Annotated in this window: 18 protein-coding genes; 13 read left to right on the plus strand and 5 right to left on the minus strand. The window is 46.0% G+C overall.

Features of this window, described 5'->3' with window-relative positions:
- Position 1: 1 nt before the first annotated feature.
- Genes fliF through fliJ form a run of 5 tightly spaced genes read left to right on the plus strand, consistent with a single transcriptional unit; the run spans position 2 to position 5,299 of the window.
- On the plus strand, positions 2-1,753 hold the full coding sequence (gene fliF / locus R7Z47_RS01595; protein ID WP_318129771.1) for a flagellar basal-body MS-ring/collar protein FliF: 1,752 nt from the start codon (positions 2-4) through the stop codon (positions 1,751-1,753).
- Entirely contained in the window at positions 1,722-2,735 is a 1,014-nt protein-coding gene (locus R7Z47_RS01600) for a flagellar motor switch protein FliG (protein ID WP_005375048.1), read from the plus strand. Before fliF ends, R7Z47_RS01600 begins: the two co-directional genes overlap by 32 nt.
- Before the next feature lie 4 nt (positions 2,736-2,739).
- Positions 2,740-3,495 carry a flagellar assembly protein FliH gene (gene fliH, locus R7Z47_RS01605; protein ID WP_005375050.1) on the plus strand — a complete coding sequence of 252 codons (756 nt, stop codon included), beginning with the start codon at positions 2,740-2,742 and terminating at the stop codon, positions 3,493-3,495.
- Positions 3,488-4,834: a flagellar protein export ATPase FliI gene (gene fliI, locus R7Z47_RS01610; RefSeq protein ID WP_005375057.1), complete on the plus strand. Its 1,347-nt coding sequence runs from the start codon at positions 3,488-3,490 to the stop codon at positions 4,832-4,834. Before fliH ends, fliI begins: the two co-directional genes overlap by 8 nt.
- 24 nt (positions 4,835-4,858) lie before the next feature.
- Entirely contained in the window at positions 4,859-5,299 is a 441-nt protein-coding gene (fliJ, locus tag R7Z47_RS01615) for a flagellar export protein FliJ (protein WP_158155484.1), read from the plus strand.
- A 16-nt stretch (positions 5,300-5,315) separates the two neighbouring features.
- Here the strand turns inward: fliJ and R7Z47_RS01620 are convergent, their stop codons facing one another.
- Positions 5,316-6,374: a S1 family peptidase gene (locus R7Z47_RS01620; RefSeq protein WP_158155482.1), complete on the minus strand. Its 1,059-nt coding sequence runs from the start codon at positions 6,372-6,374 to the stop codon at positions 5,316-5,318.
- A gap of 73 nt (positions 6,375-6,447) precedes the next feature.
- Positions 6,448-7,341, minus strand: coding sequence for a LysR substrate-binding domain-containing protein (locus R7Z47_RS01625; protein ID WP_053307935.1), 894 nt, complete (start codon positions 7,339-7,341; stop codon positions 6,448-6,450).
- A 128-nt stretch (positions 7,342-7,469) separates the two neighbouring features.
- On the opposite strand from R7Z47_RS01625, the gene R7Z47_RS01630 reads away from it, so the two are divergent.
- From R7Z47_RS01630 to R7Z47_RS01655, 6 genes are all read left to right on the plus strand, one after another.
- A complete protein-coding gene (locus tag R7Z47_RS01630) occupies positions 7,470-8,393 on the plus strand; it encodes a DMT family transporter (RefSeq protein WP_053307934.1) in 924 nt (307 codons plus the stop codon).
- A gap of 99 nt (positions 8,394-8,492) precedes the next feature.
- The gene (locus R7Z47_RS01635) at positions 8,493-8,939 is read left to right on the plus strand and encodes an SRPBCC family protein (protein ID WP_005375065.1); all 447 of its coding nucleotides are present in this window, start codon (positions 8,493-8,495) and stop codon (positions 8,937-8,939) included.
- A gap of 83 nt (positions 8,940-9,022) precedes the next feature.
- Positions 9,023-9,775 carry a phosphatase gene (locus R7Z47_RS01640; RefSeq protein ID WP_005375066.1) on the plus strand — a complete coding sequence of 251 codons (753 nt, stop codon included), beginning with the start codon at positions 9,023-9,025 and terminating at the stop codon, positions 9,773-9,775.
- 156 nt (positions 9,776-9,931) lie between these two features.
- Positions 9,932-10,321 (plus strand): cytochrome b562, encoded by a 390-nt coding sequence (locus tag R7Z47_RS01645; protein WP_021035869.1) that lies wholly within the window; start codon positions 9,932-9,934, stop codon positions 10,319-10,321.
- Positions 10,322-10,540: 219 nt separating this feature from the next.
- On the plus strand, positions 10,541-10,900 hold the full coding sequence (locus R7Z47_RS01650) for a hypothetical protein (protein WP_080276971.1): 360 nt from the start codon (positions 10,541-10,543) through the stop codon (positions 10,898-10,900).
- Positions 10,901-11,315: 415 nt separating this feature from the next.
- Positions 11,316-12,755, plus strand: coding sequence for a PepSY-associated TM helix domain-containing protein (locus R7Z47_RS01655; RefSeq protein WP_262606619.1), 1,440 nt, complete (start codon positions 11,316-11,318; stop codon positions 12,753-12,755).
- Between the two features lie 51 nt (positions 12,756-12,806).
- Here R7Z47_RS01655 and R7Z47_RS01660 read toward each other — a convergent pair whose 3' ends face one another.
- The 3 genes from R7Z47_RS01660 to R7Z47_RS01670 all read right to left on the minus strand — a co-directional run bounded on the left by R7Z47_RS01660 (position 12,807) and on the right by R7Z47_RS01670 (position 14,682).
- Positions 12,807-13,190, minus strand: a complete 384-nt coding sequence (locus R7Z47_RS01660) for a VOC family protein (RefSeq protein WP_005384006.1) — start codon at positions 13,188-13,190, stop codon at positions 12,807-12,809.
- 11 nt (positions 13,191-13,201) lie between these two features.
- Positions 13,202-14,131 carry a LysR family transcriptional regulator gene (locus tag R7Z47_RS01665; RefSeq protein WP_005384005.1) on the minus strand — a complete coding sequence of 310 codons (930 nt, stop codon included), beginning with the start codon at positions 14,129-14,131 and terminating at the stop codon, positions 13,202-13,204.
- 77 nt (positions 14,132-14,208) lie between these two features.
- Complete coding sequence (locus R7Z47_RS01670; protein WP_005384003.1) at positions 14,209-14,682, minus strand: hypothetical protein; 474 nt, start codon at positions 14,680-14,682, stop codon at positions 14,209-14,211.
- A 288-nt stretch (positions 14,683-14,970) separates the two neighbouring features.
- Here R7Z47_RS01670 and R7Z47_RS01675 point away from each other — a divergent pair, with 288 nt between their 5' ends.
- A complete protein-coding gene (locus R7Z47_RS01675; RefSeq protein WP_005384002.1) occupies positions 14,971-15,654 on the plus strand; it encodes a spondin domain-containing protein in 684 nt (227 codons plus the stop codon).
- A 9-nt stretch (positions 15,655-15,663) separates the two neighbouring features.
- The gene (locus R7Z47_RS01680; protein WP_262606618.1) at positions 15,664-16,359 is read left to right on the plus strand and encodes a spondin domain-containing protein; all 696 of its coding nucleotides are present in this window, start codon (positions 15,664-15,666) and stop codon (positions 16,357-16,359) included.
- The last annotated feature ends 1 nt before the right edge of the window (position 16,360 follow it).

A 16,360-nucleotide genomic window follows, 5' to 3' on the forward strand; every position in this document is an offset into this window, starting at 1 on the left:
CATGTCAGAACTAACCCCCCAAGTCGCCGGAAACACAGCTATGGCTACCGGCACAGCACAGACATTTTCTACTGCCAATGGCATGGACGATGTGACAACGAAGCTGAAGCAAATCTGGTCTAGCAGTCAGAGAAACTTAGTGCTATCTGCGGTGTTAGCTGCGATTGTTGCAGCGATTATTGTGGTTGCACTATGGAGTTCCTCGCAGAGCTTTCGTCCGCTTTATAGCCAACAAGAGCGTTTTGATATCGGCGAAATTGTGTCGGTATTAGAAAGCGAAGGCGTAAGCTACCGCATGCAAGAGCAAAATGGACAAGTTCTTGTACCAGAAGGTGAGGTTGCGAAGGTACGCATGTTGCTTGCATCAAAAGGTGTTAAAGCTAAGCTGCCGACAGGTTTGGATTCGCTCAAGGAAGATAGCTCTCTTGGTACGAGCCAATTTATGGAAACGGCGCGTTATCGTCATGGTTTAGAAGGTGAGTTAGTACGTACTATCATGTCTTTGAACTCAGTAGCGAACGCGCGTGTTCATTTAGCAATACCTCGTCAAACTCTATTCGTCCGCCAAAACAGTGAGAATCCTTCAGCATCTGTCATGCTTGAGCTCAAACCTGGTGAAGACTTAAAGCCTGAACAAGTTGAAGCGATCATTAACCTAGTGGTCGGCAGTGTCACGGCAATGAAGCCAGAATTTGTTTCTGTCATTGACCAGTATGGCCGTCTTCTTAGTGCGGATGTCGCTTCTGCGGAAGCTGGTAAAGTAAATGCGAAATATCTTGAATACCAGAAGAATGTTGAAAAACAGATCATCCAACGCGCAGCAGATATGCTTACGCCGATTGTGGGGCCGAGTAACTTCCGAGTACAAGTCGCTGCCGATCTGGACTTTAGCCAAGTTGAAGAAACACAAGAAATTTTGGATAACGCACCGGTTGTGCGTAATGAGCACACCATTCATAACAACTCGGTTGATCAAATTGCGTTGGGTGTTCCTGGTTCTCTAAGTAACCAACCGCCAGTGACAGGATCTGGTGAAGTGGAAACGAACGATAGCCAAAACACGAATGCGCGATCTGAAGTGAATCGTCAATATGCTGTAGGGAGCAGTGTTCGTCGTACTCAATACCAACAAGGCCAAATAGAAAAGCTTAGTGTATCGGTTCTGTTGAACTCCAAAGCTTCGCCAGATGGTGTGGCGTGGAGTGAAGCCGATAAAGAGCAAATCTCAAACATGATCATGGATGCTGTTGGTATCTCTGCCACACGTGGTGACAGCTTAAGTTTAATGAGTTTCAACTTCACCCCAATTGAAATTGATGCTCCTCCTGCACTGCCGTGGTGGCAAGACCCTACAGTACAGCAGCCAATACGCTACGTTATTGGTGGCTTGTTAGGCTTGGCGATGATCTTCTTCGTACTGCGTCCATTAATCATGCACCTAACTGGCGTTGATAAACCTGTGCCTGAGCTAAATTTTGCTGAGCCTCAGGAAGAACCTGACTACGAAAACTTGCAAACGCGTGAAGAGCGCGAGCATGAAGAAGTACTTGATCGCCGCCTATCTGAAAAAGGCATCTCAGCCTCTTCAGGTTTAGATGTAAACAGCGACATGCTACCACCAGCAGGTTCGCCATTAGAAATTCAATTGAAACACCTACAGCTTATTGCTAATGAAGAGCCAGAGCGCGTAGCCGAAATACTGAAACAATGGGTAAACATCAATGAACACAGTTCTATCAAAGCAGACGCTTAGTTATGTTGAACAAACCGCGCTCGTGCTATTAGGCATGGGCGAGGATGCCGCAGCAAAGGTTTTGCAACACTTTAGCCGTGATGAAACCCAGCGTGTGACTCGTGCAATGGCGAAGTTAAATGGCATTAAGAGCGATTCTGCTCGTGGTGTTATTCAAACTTTCTTTGAAGATTTCCGTGAGCACAGCGGTATTCGAGGAGCCTCGAAGGAATACCTATCTAATACATTGCGTAAAGCATTGGGTAACGATTTGGCAAAAGGGTTATTAAATACCTTATATGGCGATGAAATTCGCAACAATATGCAGCGCTTACAGTGGGTGGAAGCAGAAACTCTCGCTCGTTTCATTGTGAACGAGCACCCACAAATGCAAGCAATTTTTCTAGCGTATTTGCCAGCAGACAGCTCTTCAGCGGTATTGAAGCACTTGCCACAAGATTACCATGACGAAATCTTGTTCCGTATTGCTCAATTGCAAGATATCGATCATCAAGTTGCTGTTGATTTGCATGAACTCGTTGAGCGTTGCATCGAAAAAGTATCCGCAAGTCAAAGCACGCCGTTATCAGGTGTTAAGCAAGCTGCAGATATCATTAACCGCTTTGAAGGTGACCGTGGTTCATTGATGGAAATGCTGAAGTTGCATGATGAAGATGTTGTTAATGCAATCGAAGAAAACATGTTCGACTTTATGGTTCTTGGCCGACAACGCGAAGAAACTATGGACATGTTGGTGCAGCAAATCCCGCTAGAGTTGTGGGCAGTCGCGCTAAAAGGTTCCGATATTACCTTACAGCAAGCTATTAAGCGTTCAATGCCGCAACGTATGGTGAAAGCGCTAGAAGATGACATGGACGCACGCGGCGCTGTTGCGTTAAGTCGAGTTCAAAAAGCACGTCAAGACATCATGCAAATGGTACGTGAGCTGGATGAATCTGGTGAAGTTCAGCTGCTTCTCTATGAAGAGCCAACGGTGGAGTAAGGTCATGCTAGAGACAAAATCAAGTACTATGCGATTGCCTCCGAGCGGGTATCGTTTACACCGTTTTCCGCCTTTAGCGCAACCTAAGACTATCGAAGACGAATTCGGGCTAGATAACCAAGGCTGGCAAGAACCTCAAATTGATATCCAACAGCAACTTGAAGAAGGTTTTCAACAAGGTTTGCAACAAGGGCATGAGGAAGGCTTACGCCAAGGTATCGAACAGGGCAAGCAACAAGGTCTGTTGGAAGGCCAAAAAGAAGGTTTCCAAAAAGGCTTTGTTTCCGGTGAGCAGTCTGGAAAGCAAGGCTTTTTGGAGGCGGCGAAGCCTGTCAATGAACTTTTTCACGCCCTTTCTCGTTGGCAGGATGAAAAAGAGCAGCAACAACGCCATATGATTTGTGAACTGGTACAAAAGGTAGCTCAGCAAGTGATTCGTGCCGAGCTCACTTTAATGCCTCAGCAGATCCTAGCTTTGGTGGACGAGACATTGTCTGCCATGCCTGGTAAAGCGGAAACCGTAACTGTGCATTTAAATCCGCAAGACTTAGAGCGCATTACTCACATCAATGCTGATTTGCCGCAATCTTGGAAACTGGTCCCTAATACGGAGCTTCCTATTGGTGGTTGCCAGCTAGTGACTGATGACGCAGAAGCGGATGCGAGCTGCGACTCTCGCTTGGAAGCCTGTATGGACAATGTAAAGCAACACCTTTTGGATGAAGTCAGTATTCCACAGGTAGAGTCTGAGCATGAGTAATACCCTAAGCCATGAACTATTAAGTGAGCGTTTGAGCGAAGCCTTGGCTTCGCTCGATTCAATCCCTGTTGCTCGCGTAACAGGGCGATTGATAAAAGTAAACGGCCTAATGTTACAAGCCGTAGGGTGTCGGTTTAAGCTTGAGCAGCGTTGTCTCGTAGAAACCGCGGAAGGCGATATGATCGAAGCGCAAGTTGTGGGCTTTGAACACACCATTGCTTACCTTATGCCTATCCGCCGTTTAGGCGGTTTGTTTGCAGGTGCAAAAGTCATCCCTCTTGATGGTGACAGTACCGTACAGCTAAGCTCTCAGTGGTTAGGACGCGTACTGAATGGTTTAGGTGAGCCGTTAGATGATGGGGCACCGCTTAAGGGGGGAGATCGAGTTTCACTTGAACCAAAACCGATTAACCCACTGAAGCGACGCCCAGTTGATACACCACTCAACGTAGGCGTGCGAGCGATTAATGGACTATTGACGGTAGGCAAAGGCCAACGTATTGGTTTGATGGCTGGCAGTGGCGTCGGTAAAAGTGTGTTAATGGGGATGATCACCAAAAACACGGAGGCCGATGTAATTGTGGTCGGGCTTATCGGTGAGCGAGGCAGAGAAGTACGTGAGTTCATTGAGAGAAACTTAACCCCAGAAGCGCGCAAGAAAGCGATTATTATCGCGGCTCCTGCTGATGAATCCCCGCTAATGAGGTTAAGAGCGACACTACTTTGTCATCGCGTTTCAGAGTATTTCCGAGACCAAGGCAAAGACGTTCTACTTCTGATGGACTCTCTAACCCGATACGCCATGGCACAGCGCGAAATCGCTCTTTCGCTCGGTGAGCCACCAGCTTCTCGTGGTTATCCGCCCTCAGTCTTCAGCGTGTTACCTCAACTCCTAGAGCGAGCGGGTAACAGTGAAAATCAACATGGTAGCTTAACGGCAATTTACACCGTATTGGCAGAAGGAGACGACCAACAAGATCCAGTCGTGGATTCCGCGCGCGCCATCTTAGATGGGCATGTCGTTTTATCGCGTCAACTGGCAGAGCAAGGGCATTATCCCGCGATAGATATCAACGCGTCTATTAGCCGTTGTATGAATACTTGTACGCAGGACGCACACAGCACGATTGCGAATAACTTCCGTCAAATGTACTCCAACTACCTTCAGGTTAAAGAGTTACTGCCATTAGGGGGTTATCAACCAGGACAAGATCCTGAGTTAGATCAATCTGTTGCTATGTATCCAAACTTGCGTGCATATCTACAACAAGCTGCCAATGAGTCTGTAGATTACCCAACCAGTTTGACCGAGCTCGCGCAGCTTTTTCAAAGTGCTTAATCAAATGGGAGTGACAAGGCTGAAATGAAATCCAAGTTAAAAGCCGTAAGCAAGTTACAGCAAATGGAAGAAAAACAGCGTGATCGTGTGGGTCAACAACTTGATGCCATGCGTCAGCGTCACTCCCATCTTTCAATGCAATTGGAACAGTTATCGGCGTTGAAAGGCCACGCTGGACAATCAACCCGAACCGGCCCGACGCTGACGAGCGCGGCTTTGATGAACTTTAATCGTGTTGACCAAATGCTACAAAGAATGCTTCGTCACCACGAGCAAGAGCAAGCCGTTATGCAAGCGGAATGTGCATCTGTACAGAAAACACTAGAACACAAGCACGCACGCGTTCAAGGGTTAGAAAAAGTGCTTGAGCGTTGGCGTACTAAGCAGAACTATGAAAAAGCGAAAAAAGAGCAAAAGATGATTGAAGACATCATTAACTCTCGCGTTAAGCGCAAGATATTATGATGTCTTGTTGACGCAACTAGGAGCGCGAATCATTTCTGCGGTGTCTTAGCCAACCAAACCAGCCTCCAAGCATGATCAACCCTGATCCGAGAGCACCGCCGCCGCCGCTGCCGTTATCGTCAAAGCCCGACGTGTTAGTATCTTCTGGTTCAAAGCCGGAATCGCCTTCACTATGATAATCTTCTGTACTTGCTAAGAGGGGGTTATAACGAGTTTTCACTCCCGAACTGGTTTGGGCTTCAATCCACGTTGTATAATTTAGAACCTCAGTAAACACACTCGGAATCGCAGCAGATTCACAAACAGAAGAACCATAGCTAACAATACCGATTTGCTGATACATGCCATTATTGTCTTGATAAGTGAGAGGACCGCCTGAGTCACCGCGGCAGATACCAGTGTAGCTTCGCTCAGGAAATCCATTCGCACATAAACTTTCCTGAGCATTAAACCCTGTTACCAGCGAAGCGCATTGGGTGTCGGTAAGGGGTTTTACTTCTGCCCAGCGTAAATAGTTTGGCCCGTTTTCATCACTAGTCGAGGTCTGACCTAAACCGAATATCTGATAAACCGTCTTGCTGCTGTAGTCTCCAAAGTCTTGCGGTAAAGTGATGGATTGAACGTTATCGGTAATAGGGCGAGTCAATTCAAGGACAGCGATGTCATTAATCCATAAATCGCTAGGCACATAATCAGGATGAATCGTGATAGAGCGAACATCTTTGAATTCTTCAACAAACACGTCATTCATCGTAGGGTTTTTGACTAGCACTCGTAGATCGTTGATTGTCCACCCGTCAGTGAAAACGCTTGGTTCTACGCAGTGAGCCGCAGTTAAAATGAAACGGTCGTTTACAATGGTTCCCCCACAAATATTGGCAAACTGATTAGCGCCAGTTTTATGTAGAATAAGACGTGCAAAAAAAGGAAGTTGGTTTTGGGTCGCCTGCTGCCCTCCAATAATTGCCGTGGAGATCCCTTGTTCTGAAAGGCGGTTATCATTTTCTGCTTCTGCGGTCGCACTCAAAGATACTGCAAAACAGAGTGCGCTTAGCCATATTTGATACTGCTTCATAAACCATCCTTGGATGAAAAGTGCTCCTCTAACTTTATACTAGTTTTTCAGTGAATGTGCTTAACAAAAGTTTCTAATAGTTGAATGATTGTTGTAGCCAAGATCGCAACAGATGAAACGATTCAAGCTTTAGCTTGTGTGGCGGGCATACAAAGTAAAGCTGTTGATGAGGATTAATGACGGGTTCACCCAGCTCGATTAGCTGACCATATTTGATGTCATCCTTCACAAACAAGCGATGAGTGACCAATAACCCCAAACGACGAGTTGTGGCCTGGACGGCTTGTATCGACATGTTAAAAGTGATTGGTTTTTTATTTTTAGGTCGCTGGATACCCGTCGCGTCCTGCCACACGTTCCAGTCATTTTTTCTTCGCTCGTTAGTAACTTCAATGATGGGATATTGCTTTAAGAGTTGAGTGATGTTTGAGTCCTTTGTCTTCGCTATCAATTCAGGACTGCACACCAAAACCAGTTCATCTTCACTGAGCTTTTCGCAGTAGTAATCCTGCCATTCTTCGGGATTTCCATGCACCAAGGCCGCGTCGATACCTTCTTGTTCTAAATTGAATCTGCCAGACAGGTTTGATAAACGAACGTCTAATTGAGGAGCAAACCCTTGTAAATCTGACATTCGAGGAATCCACCAGTGAAGAGCCAATGAATTCACCATATTGAGCGTAACACGCTGCAAGTTCTGATCTTGGATGAGTGCTTCCGTTGCATCGACAATTTGCTCTAAAGCGGGTGCCACCTTCCTGTAATACTTTTTACCGTCCGCGTTGAGTTGAACTTGTCTGCCTATGCGATCAAATAGAGGCTTGTTGACTTGACTCTCCAGCGATTTAATTGCCTGACTTACGGCTGAGTGGCTCACACTTAATATCTGTGCTGCTTCTGTCATGCTGCCAGACTCAGCTACTGCAACAAATGCGTAGATGGACTTTAAGGGGACTAGTTTCCGCATAATTTAAAAACCGTAGCTGGTGATAGATAAGTTAAACTGTAAGTTTTTCTTACATCAATGGTTAATATTACTCGCTATTTACGATAAGTGATGTCTTTTAAAATGCTCCATATATTAAGGAGTATTGAATGAATGCTGTAAATAAATCTATCCTTTTCATGTTGATGTCTACGTTAAGCTTATCTGTTACTGGACTGTTAGCAAAGCAGTTGTCAGGCGAACTTTCCGTCACACTATTTAGCTTCTTACGTTTTTTGGTGCCTGCGCTTATCTTGCTTATCTTACTTCGTGTGAAAAACCTTACCTTTCCTAAAGCGGGTACGCTAAAGCCTATTTTATTGCGTGCTCTTTGTATCGGTTTGTCACAACTTTGCTTTATCGCGTCATTACAAACGTTAACGCTCGTTGAAGGGGTTGTGTTGTTTGCTACTGGCCCATTATTTATTCCCTTGGTTGAAAAGCTGTTCATGAGGGGGCGCATTCGTGTTTCAACATTGGCGGCTTTAGCAATGGCGTTCACTGGTGTGGTTATGTTGGCGGGCGGTGGAAGTGAGATTACTTGGCGAGCGGATTTATTGCTCGGCTTGGCTGGTGGACTCTTCAATTCTGGTTCTCAGCTTACGTTATATAAAGTGAGTAAAACAAATATGTCGCCGCTAGAAATCAACTTTTGGGCGTTTGGTTTTGCTGCCGTATTTCTGTTGCCGCTAACTTTGTTTAATGACTTCGACGCGTTACTTAATATGAGTGTTATGGCGCCTGAGATTTCTTCAAATACGCTGTGGATCGGTATGATGTCTCTGATGATCATTAACACCCAAGTTTTTCGCTCCAAAGCATATAAACTGGCAAGCAGTGGCTCTCAACTTGCGCCACTCATTTTTACTAACTTATTGTTCACTGCGGTTTGGCAGAGCCTGTTTTTTGAAGACCGAATGAGTCAAAGTCAAATTGTTGGGATGAGTTTAATAGTGCTCGCAATCATACTGAACACATGTTGGGTTCGCTTTACGGCGCATCGCAGTGGCGGTTTACAAGCGAGAACTTCTTAGTCTGTCGGAAAATGAAGGGGGCAGGTAGATAAATTGGTCGTGTGGTTTGATTTTTCCTGAGTATGGGCTAGCGTCAAGAAAGGTTCAGGGAGAGAAATCATGCTTACGCTAAATTATTACGTCGAAATTTCGGCGACACCGCAACGAGTGTGGGAAGTGCTAACCGATGTTGAGTTGTATAAACGTTGGGCACAAGCATTTTCACCGCAGTCTCAATTTGAAGGAGCTTGGGAAGAAGGAGGTGGCATCACTTTTTTTGATCCAGATATGGGCGGGACAAGGGCGATCATAGATACGGTGCTACCGCTTCAAAAACTTGAATTTCATCATGTTGCCATTTTTAATCCGGATAATCGTCAACAACTCGATGCTGACCTAGCATCTAGGTGGATCGGATCGCGAGAGATCTACCAGATCGATACCAACAACGATCGTTTACTACTCAATGTTACCATTCATACTCACAATGACTTTGTTTCCATGTTTAATCACGGATGGGAAAAAGCCTTACCCTTGATAAAAGCCATTAGTGAAGAGCAAGCTTAGGGTTCTTGCTTATCTTGGGCTGACGATGCGTTGCCTGAAGGTATACAATAGCACGCAAGATAGCGCACCTTAGAGAGTGGATGATGGAATTTAAAGTTGATACCCATACACATACGTACGCCAGTGGTCACGCGTACAGTACCTTGATTGAAAATGCAAAGTTGGCAAAAGAGAACGGGCTGGATATGTTCTGCACGACCGATCACGCAGAATCAATGCCGGGTGCGCCTCATTACTGGTTCTTCTCTAACCAGAAAATTCTGCCTCGCTTTCTTGAAGGCGTTGCGATTATTCGCGGCGTTGAATCTAACATTATGAATACCGAAGGCGACATTGATATTCCGCTGAGTGTAGACCGCAACTTAGATTGGGTGATCGCGAGTTTTCATGAACCCGTTTTTCGTCCTGCAAACAAGCAAACTCACACGGAAGCACTTGTTAATGTCATTCAGAGTGGTCGTATTGATGCGCTCGGTCATCTTGGTAATCCAAATTTCGACTTTGATTTTCAGACCGTTTTAGCGTGCGCGAAAGAGCACAATGTCGCGATTGAAATTAATAACACCACGCTGAAAGGCAACAGCCGAGTAGGCAGCGTAGACCGTTGCCACGAGATTGCACAAATCGGGAAAGATCTCGGTGTTTTCTTCACCACGGGCAGTGACGCGCATTTCTGTCACGATGTTGGTAATCTGGATTTGGTTGGAGAGTTAATGGACAAAGTGGGTATTGATAGCAAGAAAGTGATTACTCACACCGCTCAGCAGTTTTTGTCTTTCTTAGCTTTGAGAGGCCGTAAACCAATTGCAGAATATGACAGCATTCTCAACGCATAAACTTGATTACATTTAAGGTATGCACCCGACGCCAGATTGCTTTACACTGCGACCCGGAAATACTCAACTAAGCTAGTTTTTCGCCTCTTATGGCGTAGGTTATTTGGGTGAATAAAGCCGACACAGAATTCGGCACTATAAATGGAGAAGTGAAAAATGTTACGTCCTTTAGTCCTAGGGTGTGCGATTGCGTTTGGCTCAACATACGCAATGGCAGAAGCGGTTGATTTAAAACAAAACATGAAACAGATGAAGATGGAATTCAAACAGGCGGCGGAAGCGTCTGATGTTGAAACCATGAAATCTGCGATTGATAGCTTGCAAGCGATTGTTGAACAATCTAAGCGTGGTAATTACCCACCAGAGAAGTTTGATACTTACTTAGAAGGCTTTAACAAGCTGACGGTAACGCTAGATAAGATTGAAGCGGATCTTGATGCGGGCAAGCTACAAGAAGCAAAAGCTCAACTGCGTGAAATCGATAGTCTTCGTGAAGAGTACCACGACAAGCGCAATCCAAGCATTTGGAGCAAGTTGTTCGGCTAATTATCTACTGAGCGGAGCATTTGCTCGTGGCAGTGGGTTACGCGTTATCTCTAAGTAATGAATGAACACATTATCAGCCTGCCATTTCGGCGGGCTTTTTTGCGCCTGTCAATCGATGCATTCAAGAAAACCTGTGAGGTAGCAACCACTTATTGATACTGTTTTTTGAGCTATCACTCAAAATTGGTTACGCTGTGTGAAATTTGTTAAGTCACCGTTATGCGTAGATTAATTCCTTTTTACCGCTCGATGTTATTTGCTAGTGCTCTCAGTTGGGTGCTAGTGACACTGATGCCTGTTATCAATGCTCATGGTAACAGCATGGGCGTGTGGGCGACGCTATGTACGCTTAACGGATTTGAGTTGGTCCAAATAGAAGAGGGCGACAATTCGGTCAGCCACAAAGGCAAGCCTTGTCCGTTTAGCCACTTCTCGACTTTTCATCACGATACACTTCCAACGACACCGATACTTTCAAGACAGAGCTTGGTGACTTCTGACAGCTACGCTTATTTGGCTCTAAGTGTGCGATTTGAAACACCAGTTCCTAGAGCGCCGCCAGTTTCCCTTTTCTCATAACAAAAACAATTACACGATACCCAAGTAACCTCGAGATGCTTGGTTTAGCGAGAATGACTTGGTTTGTAGACGCGGCGGCGATTTAAAGGTCTAGTGGGTCTAAATCAAGATATCGACAACAAAGTATACAAGCCAAGACAACTCGCCCTTCGGGAGCGTGTCATTGCTCCGATTGCTGCTTCAAACAACTTGGAAAGAGTTGTCTATTACACAGCGTTGTTTTCTTTGCACTCGAATCAATGACAACGCTCTGAATCCAGCATCTTGAAGTCACTTGGGTATATAGCCAACAACACTGCCACTTCGAGCAGTGGTACTCCCAAATCTAAGTCAATTAGCGCCGCATACGAATGTGTATGTGCAGGATGCGTTTGACTGAATTTGGGTGTTCAACAATGAAAAAAGGAAAATACACATGTTGAGAAACTCGGCAAAGCCTCAACTCAAGGAAGCCTCACGCTTAAAATCCATCTACTTTATGACGTGGCGATGGCACTTTTACGCAGGTTTGTTCGTCATTCCATTTATGCTCATGCTTTCCCTCACGGGGTTGGTGATGTTGTTTGATGACGAAATCGAATTGGCTCGATACGAAGCGACATTACAAGTTTCACCACAAGAGCAAATGGTTCCCGTCTCTGTACAATTAGAAACCGTAAAGCAGGCCTACCCCGATTTTAATGTCACTCAATTTGTACCTGCTAAAACGGCCGATATTGCCAACCGCTTCTCGATTCAAAACCAAGAAGGCAGCTCACTGATTGTTGCAGTAAATCCTTATACAGGAGACGTACAAGGCACCATTAATCGTGGTGATAGCATCTATGAACTGATGAACAGCATTCACGGTACGTTGCTCATCGGAGACTTAGGCGACCGTTTAATTGAAATCGCCGCCAGTTTAGGCATTTTACTGTTGGTGTCTGGTTTGTACCTGTGGTTACCAAGAGACAACGCAAGCCGTGCTGGCTTTTTGAAAATTCGTTTTGGCAGTGGAACTCGTATTTTGATGCGAGATCTGCATGCGAATTTAGGCGGTGTGCTATCAATTGTTCTGTTGTTCTTTTTGATTTCAGGTCTGTCTTGGGCTGGGATATGGGGCGCGAAAATGGTGCAAGCTTGGAATACCTTCCCAACCTATTACACATGGGGTGAGAAACCAGAGTCGACACTGACACACAAAGACCTGAATCATGGTGCATCAGAAGAGATGCCATGGAACTTAGAGCTTGCTGCTGTGCCTGAATCGAAAGACAAACCCGCTCATGATCATGCCAATATGAAGGAAGATATGGCATACGCAGGCAACCATGATGCGCTCTCTATTGATGATATCATCCTCAAGGCTGAAATGATGGGCTTCACTGGCTATAAGCTGTTTTTGCCACGCTCTGAGACGGGCGTTTACACCGTTGCAGCTAACTCCATGGGTGGCGATATCTCCGACCCAAGACAAGATCGCATCAGCCACTTTGACCAATATTCCGGTCGCTTGTTGGTGGACGTCACGTGGCAAGATTACAGTTTGTTTGCCAAGTTCATGGCGGCAGGTGTGTCATTGCATCAAGGCGATGTCAGTGTGTTTAACAAAGTGCTCAACGTGGTGTTCTGTTTGGCGTTCATCTTAATCTCAATCACAGGTGTGGTGATGTGGTGGATTCGTAGACCAAGTCGCAGTGCTGCATTGGGTGCGCCACCTAAGTTTCAGCAAGACGGCATTTGGAAGCTTGGCTTAGTAACGTTGGTAGTATTGTGTCTGGCGTTCCCGATGGGCGGTTTGGCGATTGTTACGGTTCTCACTCTGGATTGGCTGTTGTTCAACCGCGTTGAGAAGCTGAAAACGGCGTTGAATTAGTAACAGACAAAGAATGAAATAGTAAAAGAGCCAGCGACGTGCTGGCTCTTTTTATTTCTGGTAAATCTCCAGCGGCAAGCCATCTGGGTCTTGGAAGAAGGTAAAGGCTTTGCCTGTGAATTCGTCAATACGAATTGGCTCAACTTCAACGTCATTCGATTCTAGGTAGGTTTTCACCTGTTCAACATCATCAACCAAAAAAGCGAGATGCCTTAGCCCTTGTGCTTCAGGAAAGCTCGGTCTATTGGGTGCCCCCGGAAAGCTAAACAGTTCAACTTGGCTGCCGTCAGGTAAAGCGAGGTCAAGCTTGTATGAGTCTCTGGCTTCGCGATAGTTCTCAGCAATGACTTTCAATCCCAACACTTCAGTGTAAAAGCGTTTTGACCTTGGGTAATCGCTGCAAATGATCGCGACGTGATGAATGGCATTAAACATGGTTAGCCTCTTCAAGCATGGTTAGTATCGTCGGAGACTAAATGCTCCTTAACGAAGTCGATAAACACGCGCAGACGAGCAGGCATGTATTTAGTTTGTGCATACTGCATCGCGATAGCGCCGTGGTAGTTACTCTTGATCATCCAATCCGGCAGAACCTCCACCACTTCACCTTGCTCTAACGCGTCTTTGATCACGAAGTCATGGAAGATTCCAATTCCCAAGCCAGACTTAACCCCATTCAAGCGCATTTGAGAATGGTTGACGGCGTAGCGTCCACTTACTGCAATCGAATGAAAGGCTTCCTCTTTAAAGAACGACCAGATGTTGTCTTTGTCGTTCTCGGCAAGGTAAATACAGTCGTGCTGCTCAAGTTCAGTGGGATGCTCAGGCATACCATGTTTGGCTAGGTAATCTGGAGAGGCGCACAAAACAAGGTTGGTCTTGCTGATCTCTTTGAGTACCAGATTCTCATCGGGTTTGTCGGTGAGCTTAAAGGCGACATCAATACCTTGGCGGAACAGATCGATCTCACCATCTGCTGCACGCAGCTTAAGCTGAATATTTGGATAACGTTCTAGGAATGGCAACACAAACGGTTGAAGCACCGAATTAAGAAATGCTTCAGGGGCTGCTACTGTGAGTGCGCCTGTTGGCTCAGCATGATCTTCCGCAGATAGCTCAACGGCTTGCTGCGCTGCATTCACCATTGCGATGCTTTGGTCGTAAACCTTTTGCCCAGCTTGAGTGATGATCAACTTACGAGTCGTGCGCTCAAACAGTTTGACCGAGAGGGCTTGTTCCAACCGTGTGATCAACTTACTTAAAGCCGATGGCGTTACGCCGAGTTGTTTAGCAGCAGCGGTAAAACTGCCTTCGTTTACCACCAAGATAAACGAAGCAAGATCAGGAAGTAGGGCAATGAGTTTTGGATTAACCATAATTGTTCAGTTCTGCGCAGCGGAATAACGATATTGTCTGGTACGGTTTCACGAGGTTCAAGTGTCACCGTCTCGCTTTAACGATATTTTGCCAAAAATGCATTGAGTGCAGGCAAGCCAGATTCACCAGTATGGTATTGCTGCCAACAGTGATAAATGGCCGTTTCGTGGTCTGCAATCAATTCGATAGCTTCTTGCTCAGCGGTTGAATACTGCTGTGAATCTTTCACTTCTTCATGCCACTCTCGATACTTAACCTCATAAGGTTCCACCCACTTCAAAAGAGTCGCCATTAACTCTTGCCATGGTAAACCAATCCACTTGGTTGCATCTGCCAAGCCTTTATCCAGCATCTCTTGGTGTCGACTTTCGATATCCATGCCATTTGTCAGAAGTACAGGTCTGAGCTTTTCTGCAGTGAGTTCTTCCACTTCAATCAAGATTTGCCACAGCGTTTGTTGTTCACTTTGGGCGTAATGGCTCAAGTAGTGGTTGAAAAAAGCGATGCCGTAGATTTCGCCATAGTAGGCAGACAGAACGTTATGAATCATGGTGAGAATCGTGATTTAAACAGGGAATACCGCATTGTAGGAGGGGAAAGCGCGAAGTGTAAACACCTGATTAAGAGTAAAAAAGTGCTGCTGACAGAATTCGAACAGAACTTGTGAGAATTTTATGAGAATTCGATGAAGTTGCTGATAGATTTGCTCGTCATTCTTAGAGGCAAGAACGCAAAACGTTCGAAACGTAATGCTTAACCTACTCAAGTCACGAACAAAGAAGTAAAGCCGTACACATGGGCTTGGGTAGTTCAACCCTCATTAAAGGATGGAATCACAATGAAAAAACGTACCCAACTCGGACTCGTCATGACTTCAGTCGCTATGGCACTAGGCTCTGCATCAGTGAATGCGGCGGAATTGGAAATCACCGTGACAAACGCAACCAAAGGCATCTACTTTACGCCTCTTATTGTTGCCGCACATGGTTCTGATCTTCAAATGTTCAGAACGGGTCAAGCAGCAACGCCAGAACTAGAAGCAATGGCAGAAGGCGGTGATATCTCTGGGCTTGCTAGTGTGATTGGTAACGCTGGTGGTGCGGTGGTAGAGAACCCTGCTGGTGGTATTTTGAATCCGGGTGTTGCAACCACCTTCACCTTAGACAGTGGCGACCACGGATATCTTTCTCTGAGCGCGATGTTGCTGCCAACCAATGACGGTTTTGTCGGTCTAGATAGTTGGAAGATTCCAACGGAAGCAGGTACATACCGAGCAACGCTAAGAAGTTACGATGCTGGTACAGAAGCGAACGATGAACTTGCGTCTAGCATGCCAAACCCACCTTTCATTACCTTTGGTACTGGCGGCACAGGCGTTGAAGCAACGGTAACTAACGACAAAGTTCACGTGCATCCGGGTAACCTTGGTGATAGTGACCCGACTGGCGGTATCAGTGACCTAGACAGCAGCAGCCATCGTTGGTTAAACCCAGTCGCAACCATCACAATCGTTGTGAAGTAAGGGGGATGTATGAAATACAGAATCTTACTAGTAGCAGCTTCAGTCGGCTTGCTCGCCGGTTGTCCAAGCGATGATGATAACGATGTAGTGAAATCGTACCGCTACACCGTCAACGTGGCGAACTTGACTGCGAATCAACCAATGTCTCCGCTCGCGGTACTCACTCACAATGGTGACTACCAACTGTTTGAAATTGGACAAGCCGCATCTGTAGAACTTGAGCATCTTGCCGAAGGCGGTAGTAACGCAGAGCTAATTGAATTGATGAACAGCAATGACAGTGTTTACCAAGGTATTTCGGGCAATGGATTGGTGTTGCCGGGTGCATCGGACGAAGTCACCATCATGGTTGACCCTAGTCGTTACGGTTACTTGTCTGTGGCGTCTATGTTTGTGAATACCAATGATGCCTTTGTTGGCGAAACGGGGCTATCGCTCAAATCGCTCGCAGTAGGTGAAAGCTACGAAATGAGCATGAACGTTTGGGATTCCGGTACAGAGCTAAACGATGAGCTTGCCGCAACCATCCCAGGCCCAGCAGGTGGCGGTGAGGGTTTCAATGCCGCTCGTAATGACAGCAATGACGTTGTTGCTTTTCATGCGGGAGTAGTTAGCCAAGATGATGGATTAGCAAACTCAGCACTTTCTGCGAACCATCGTTTCCTGAACCCAGGTGCGAAAGTCACCATCACTCGAGTCGAGTAAC

It is taken from the genome of Vibrio sp. 1641, from assembly GCF_033339995.1.
GTDB classification, from domain to species: domain Bacteria; phylum Pseudomonadota; class Gammaproteobacteria; order Enterobacterales; family Vibrionaceae; genus Vibrio; species Vibrio alginolyticus.

Coding starts and splice junctions, on each gene's coding strand:
- fliI (WP_005375057.1), top strand. CDS start 3,488: ATGAGTAATACCCTAAGCCATGAACTATTAAGTGAGCGTTTGAGCGAA.
- fliF (WP_318129771.1), top strand. CDS start 2: ATGTCAGAACTAACCCCCCAAGTCGCCGGAAACACAGCTATGGCTACC.
- R7Z47_RS01655 (WP_262606619.1), top strand. CDS start 11,316: ATGTTGAGAAACTCGGCAAAGCCTCAACTCAAGGAAGCCTCACGCTTA.
- R7Z47_RS01600 (WP_005375048.1), top strand. CDS start 1,722: ATGAACACAGTTCTATCAAAGCAGACGCTTAGTTATGTTGAACAAACC.
- R7Z47_RS01670 (WP_005384003.1), bottom strand. CDS start 14,682: ATGATTCATAACGTTCTGTCTGCCTACTATGGCGAAATCTACGGCATC.
- R7Z47_RS01660 (WP_005384006.1), bottom strand. CDS start 13,190: ATGTTTAATGCCATTCATCACGTCGCGATCATTTGCAGCGATTACCCA.
- R7Z47_RS01625 (WP_053307935.1), bottom strand. CDS start 7,341: ATGCGGAAACTAGTCCCCTTAAAGTCCATCTACGCATTTGTTGCAGTA.
- R7Z47_RS01640 (WP_005375066.1), top strand. CDS start 9,023: ATGGAATTTAAAGTTGATACCCATACACATACGTACGCCAGTGGTCAC.
- R7Z47_RS01650 (WP_080276971.1), top strand. CDS start 10,541: ATGCGTAGATTAATTCCTTTTTACCGCTCGATGTTATTTGCTAGTGCT.
- R7Z47_RS01635 (WP_005375065.1), top strand. CDS start 8,493: ATGCTTACGCTAAATTATTACGTCGAAATTTCGGCGACACCGCAACGA.
- R7Z47_RS01630 (WP_053307934.1), top strand. CDS start 7,470: ATGAATGCTGTAAATAAATCTATCCTTTTCATGTTGATGTCTACGTTA.
- fliH (WP_005375050.1), top strand. CDS start 2,740: ATGCTAGAGACAAAATCAAGTACTATGCGATTGCCTCCGAGCGGGTAT.
- R7Z47_RS01620 (WP_158155482.1), bottom strand. CDS start 6,374: ATGAAGCAGTATCAAATATGGCTAAGCGCACTCTGTTTTGCAGTATCT.
- R7Z47_RS01680 (WP_262606618.1), top strand. CDS start 15,664: ATGAAATACAGAATCTTACTAGTAGCAGCTTCAGTCGGCTTGCTCGCC.
- R7Z47_RS01665 (WP_005384005.1), bottom strand. CDS start 14,131: ATGGTTAATCCAAAACTCATTGCCCTACTTCCTGATCTTGCTTCGTTT.
- fliJ (WP_158155484.1), top strand. CDS start 4,859: ATGAAATCCAAGTTAAAAGCCGTAAGCAAGTTACAGCAAATGGAAGAA.
- R7Z47_RS01675 (WP_005384002.1), top strand. CDS start 14,971: ATGAAAAAACGTACCCAACTCGGACTCGTCATGACTTCAGTCGCTATG.
- R7Z47_RS01645 (WP_021035869.1), top strand. CDS start 9,932: ATGTTACGTCCTTTAGTCCTAGGGTGTGCGATTGCGTTTGGCTCAACA.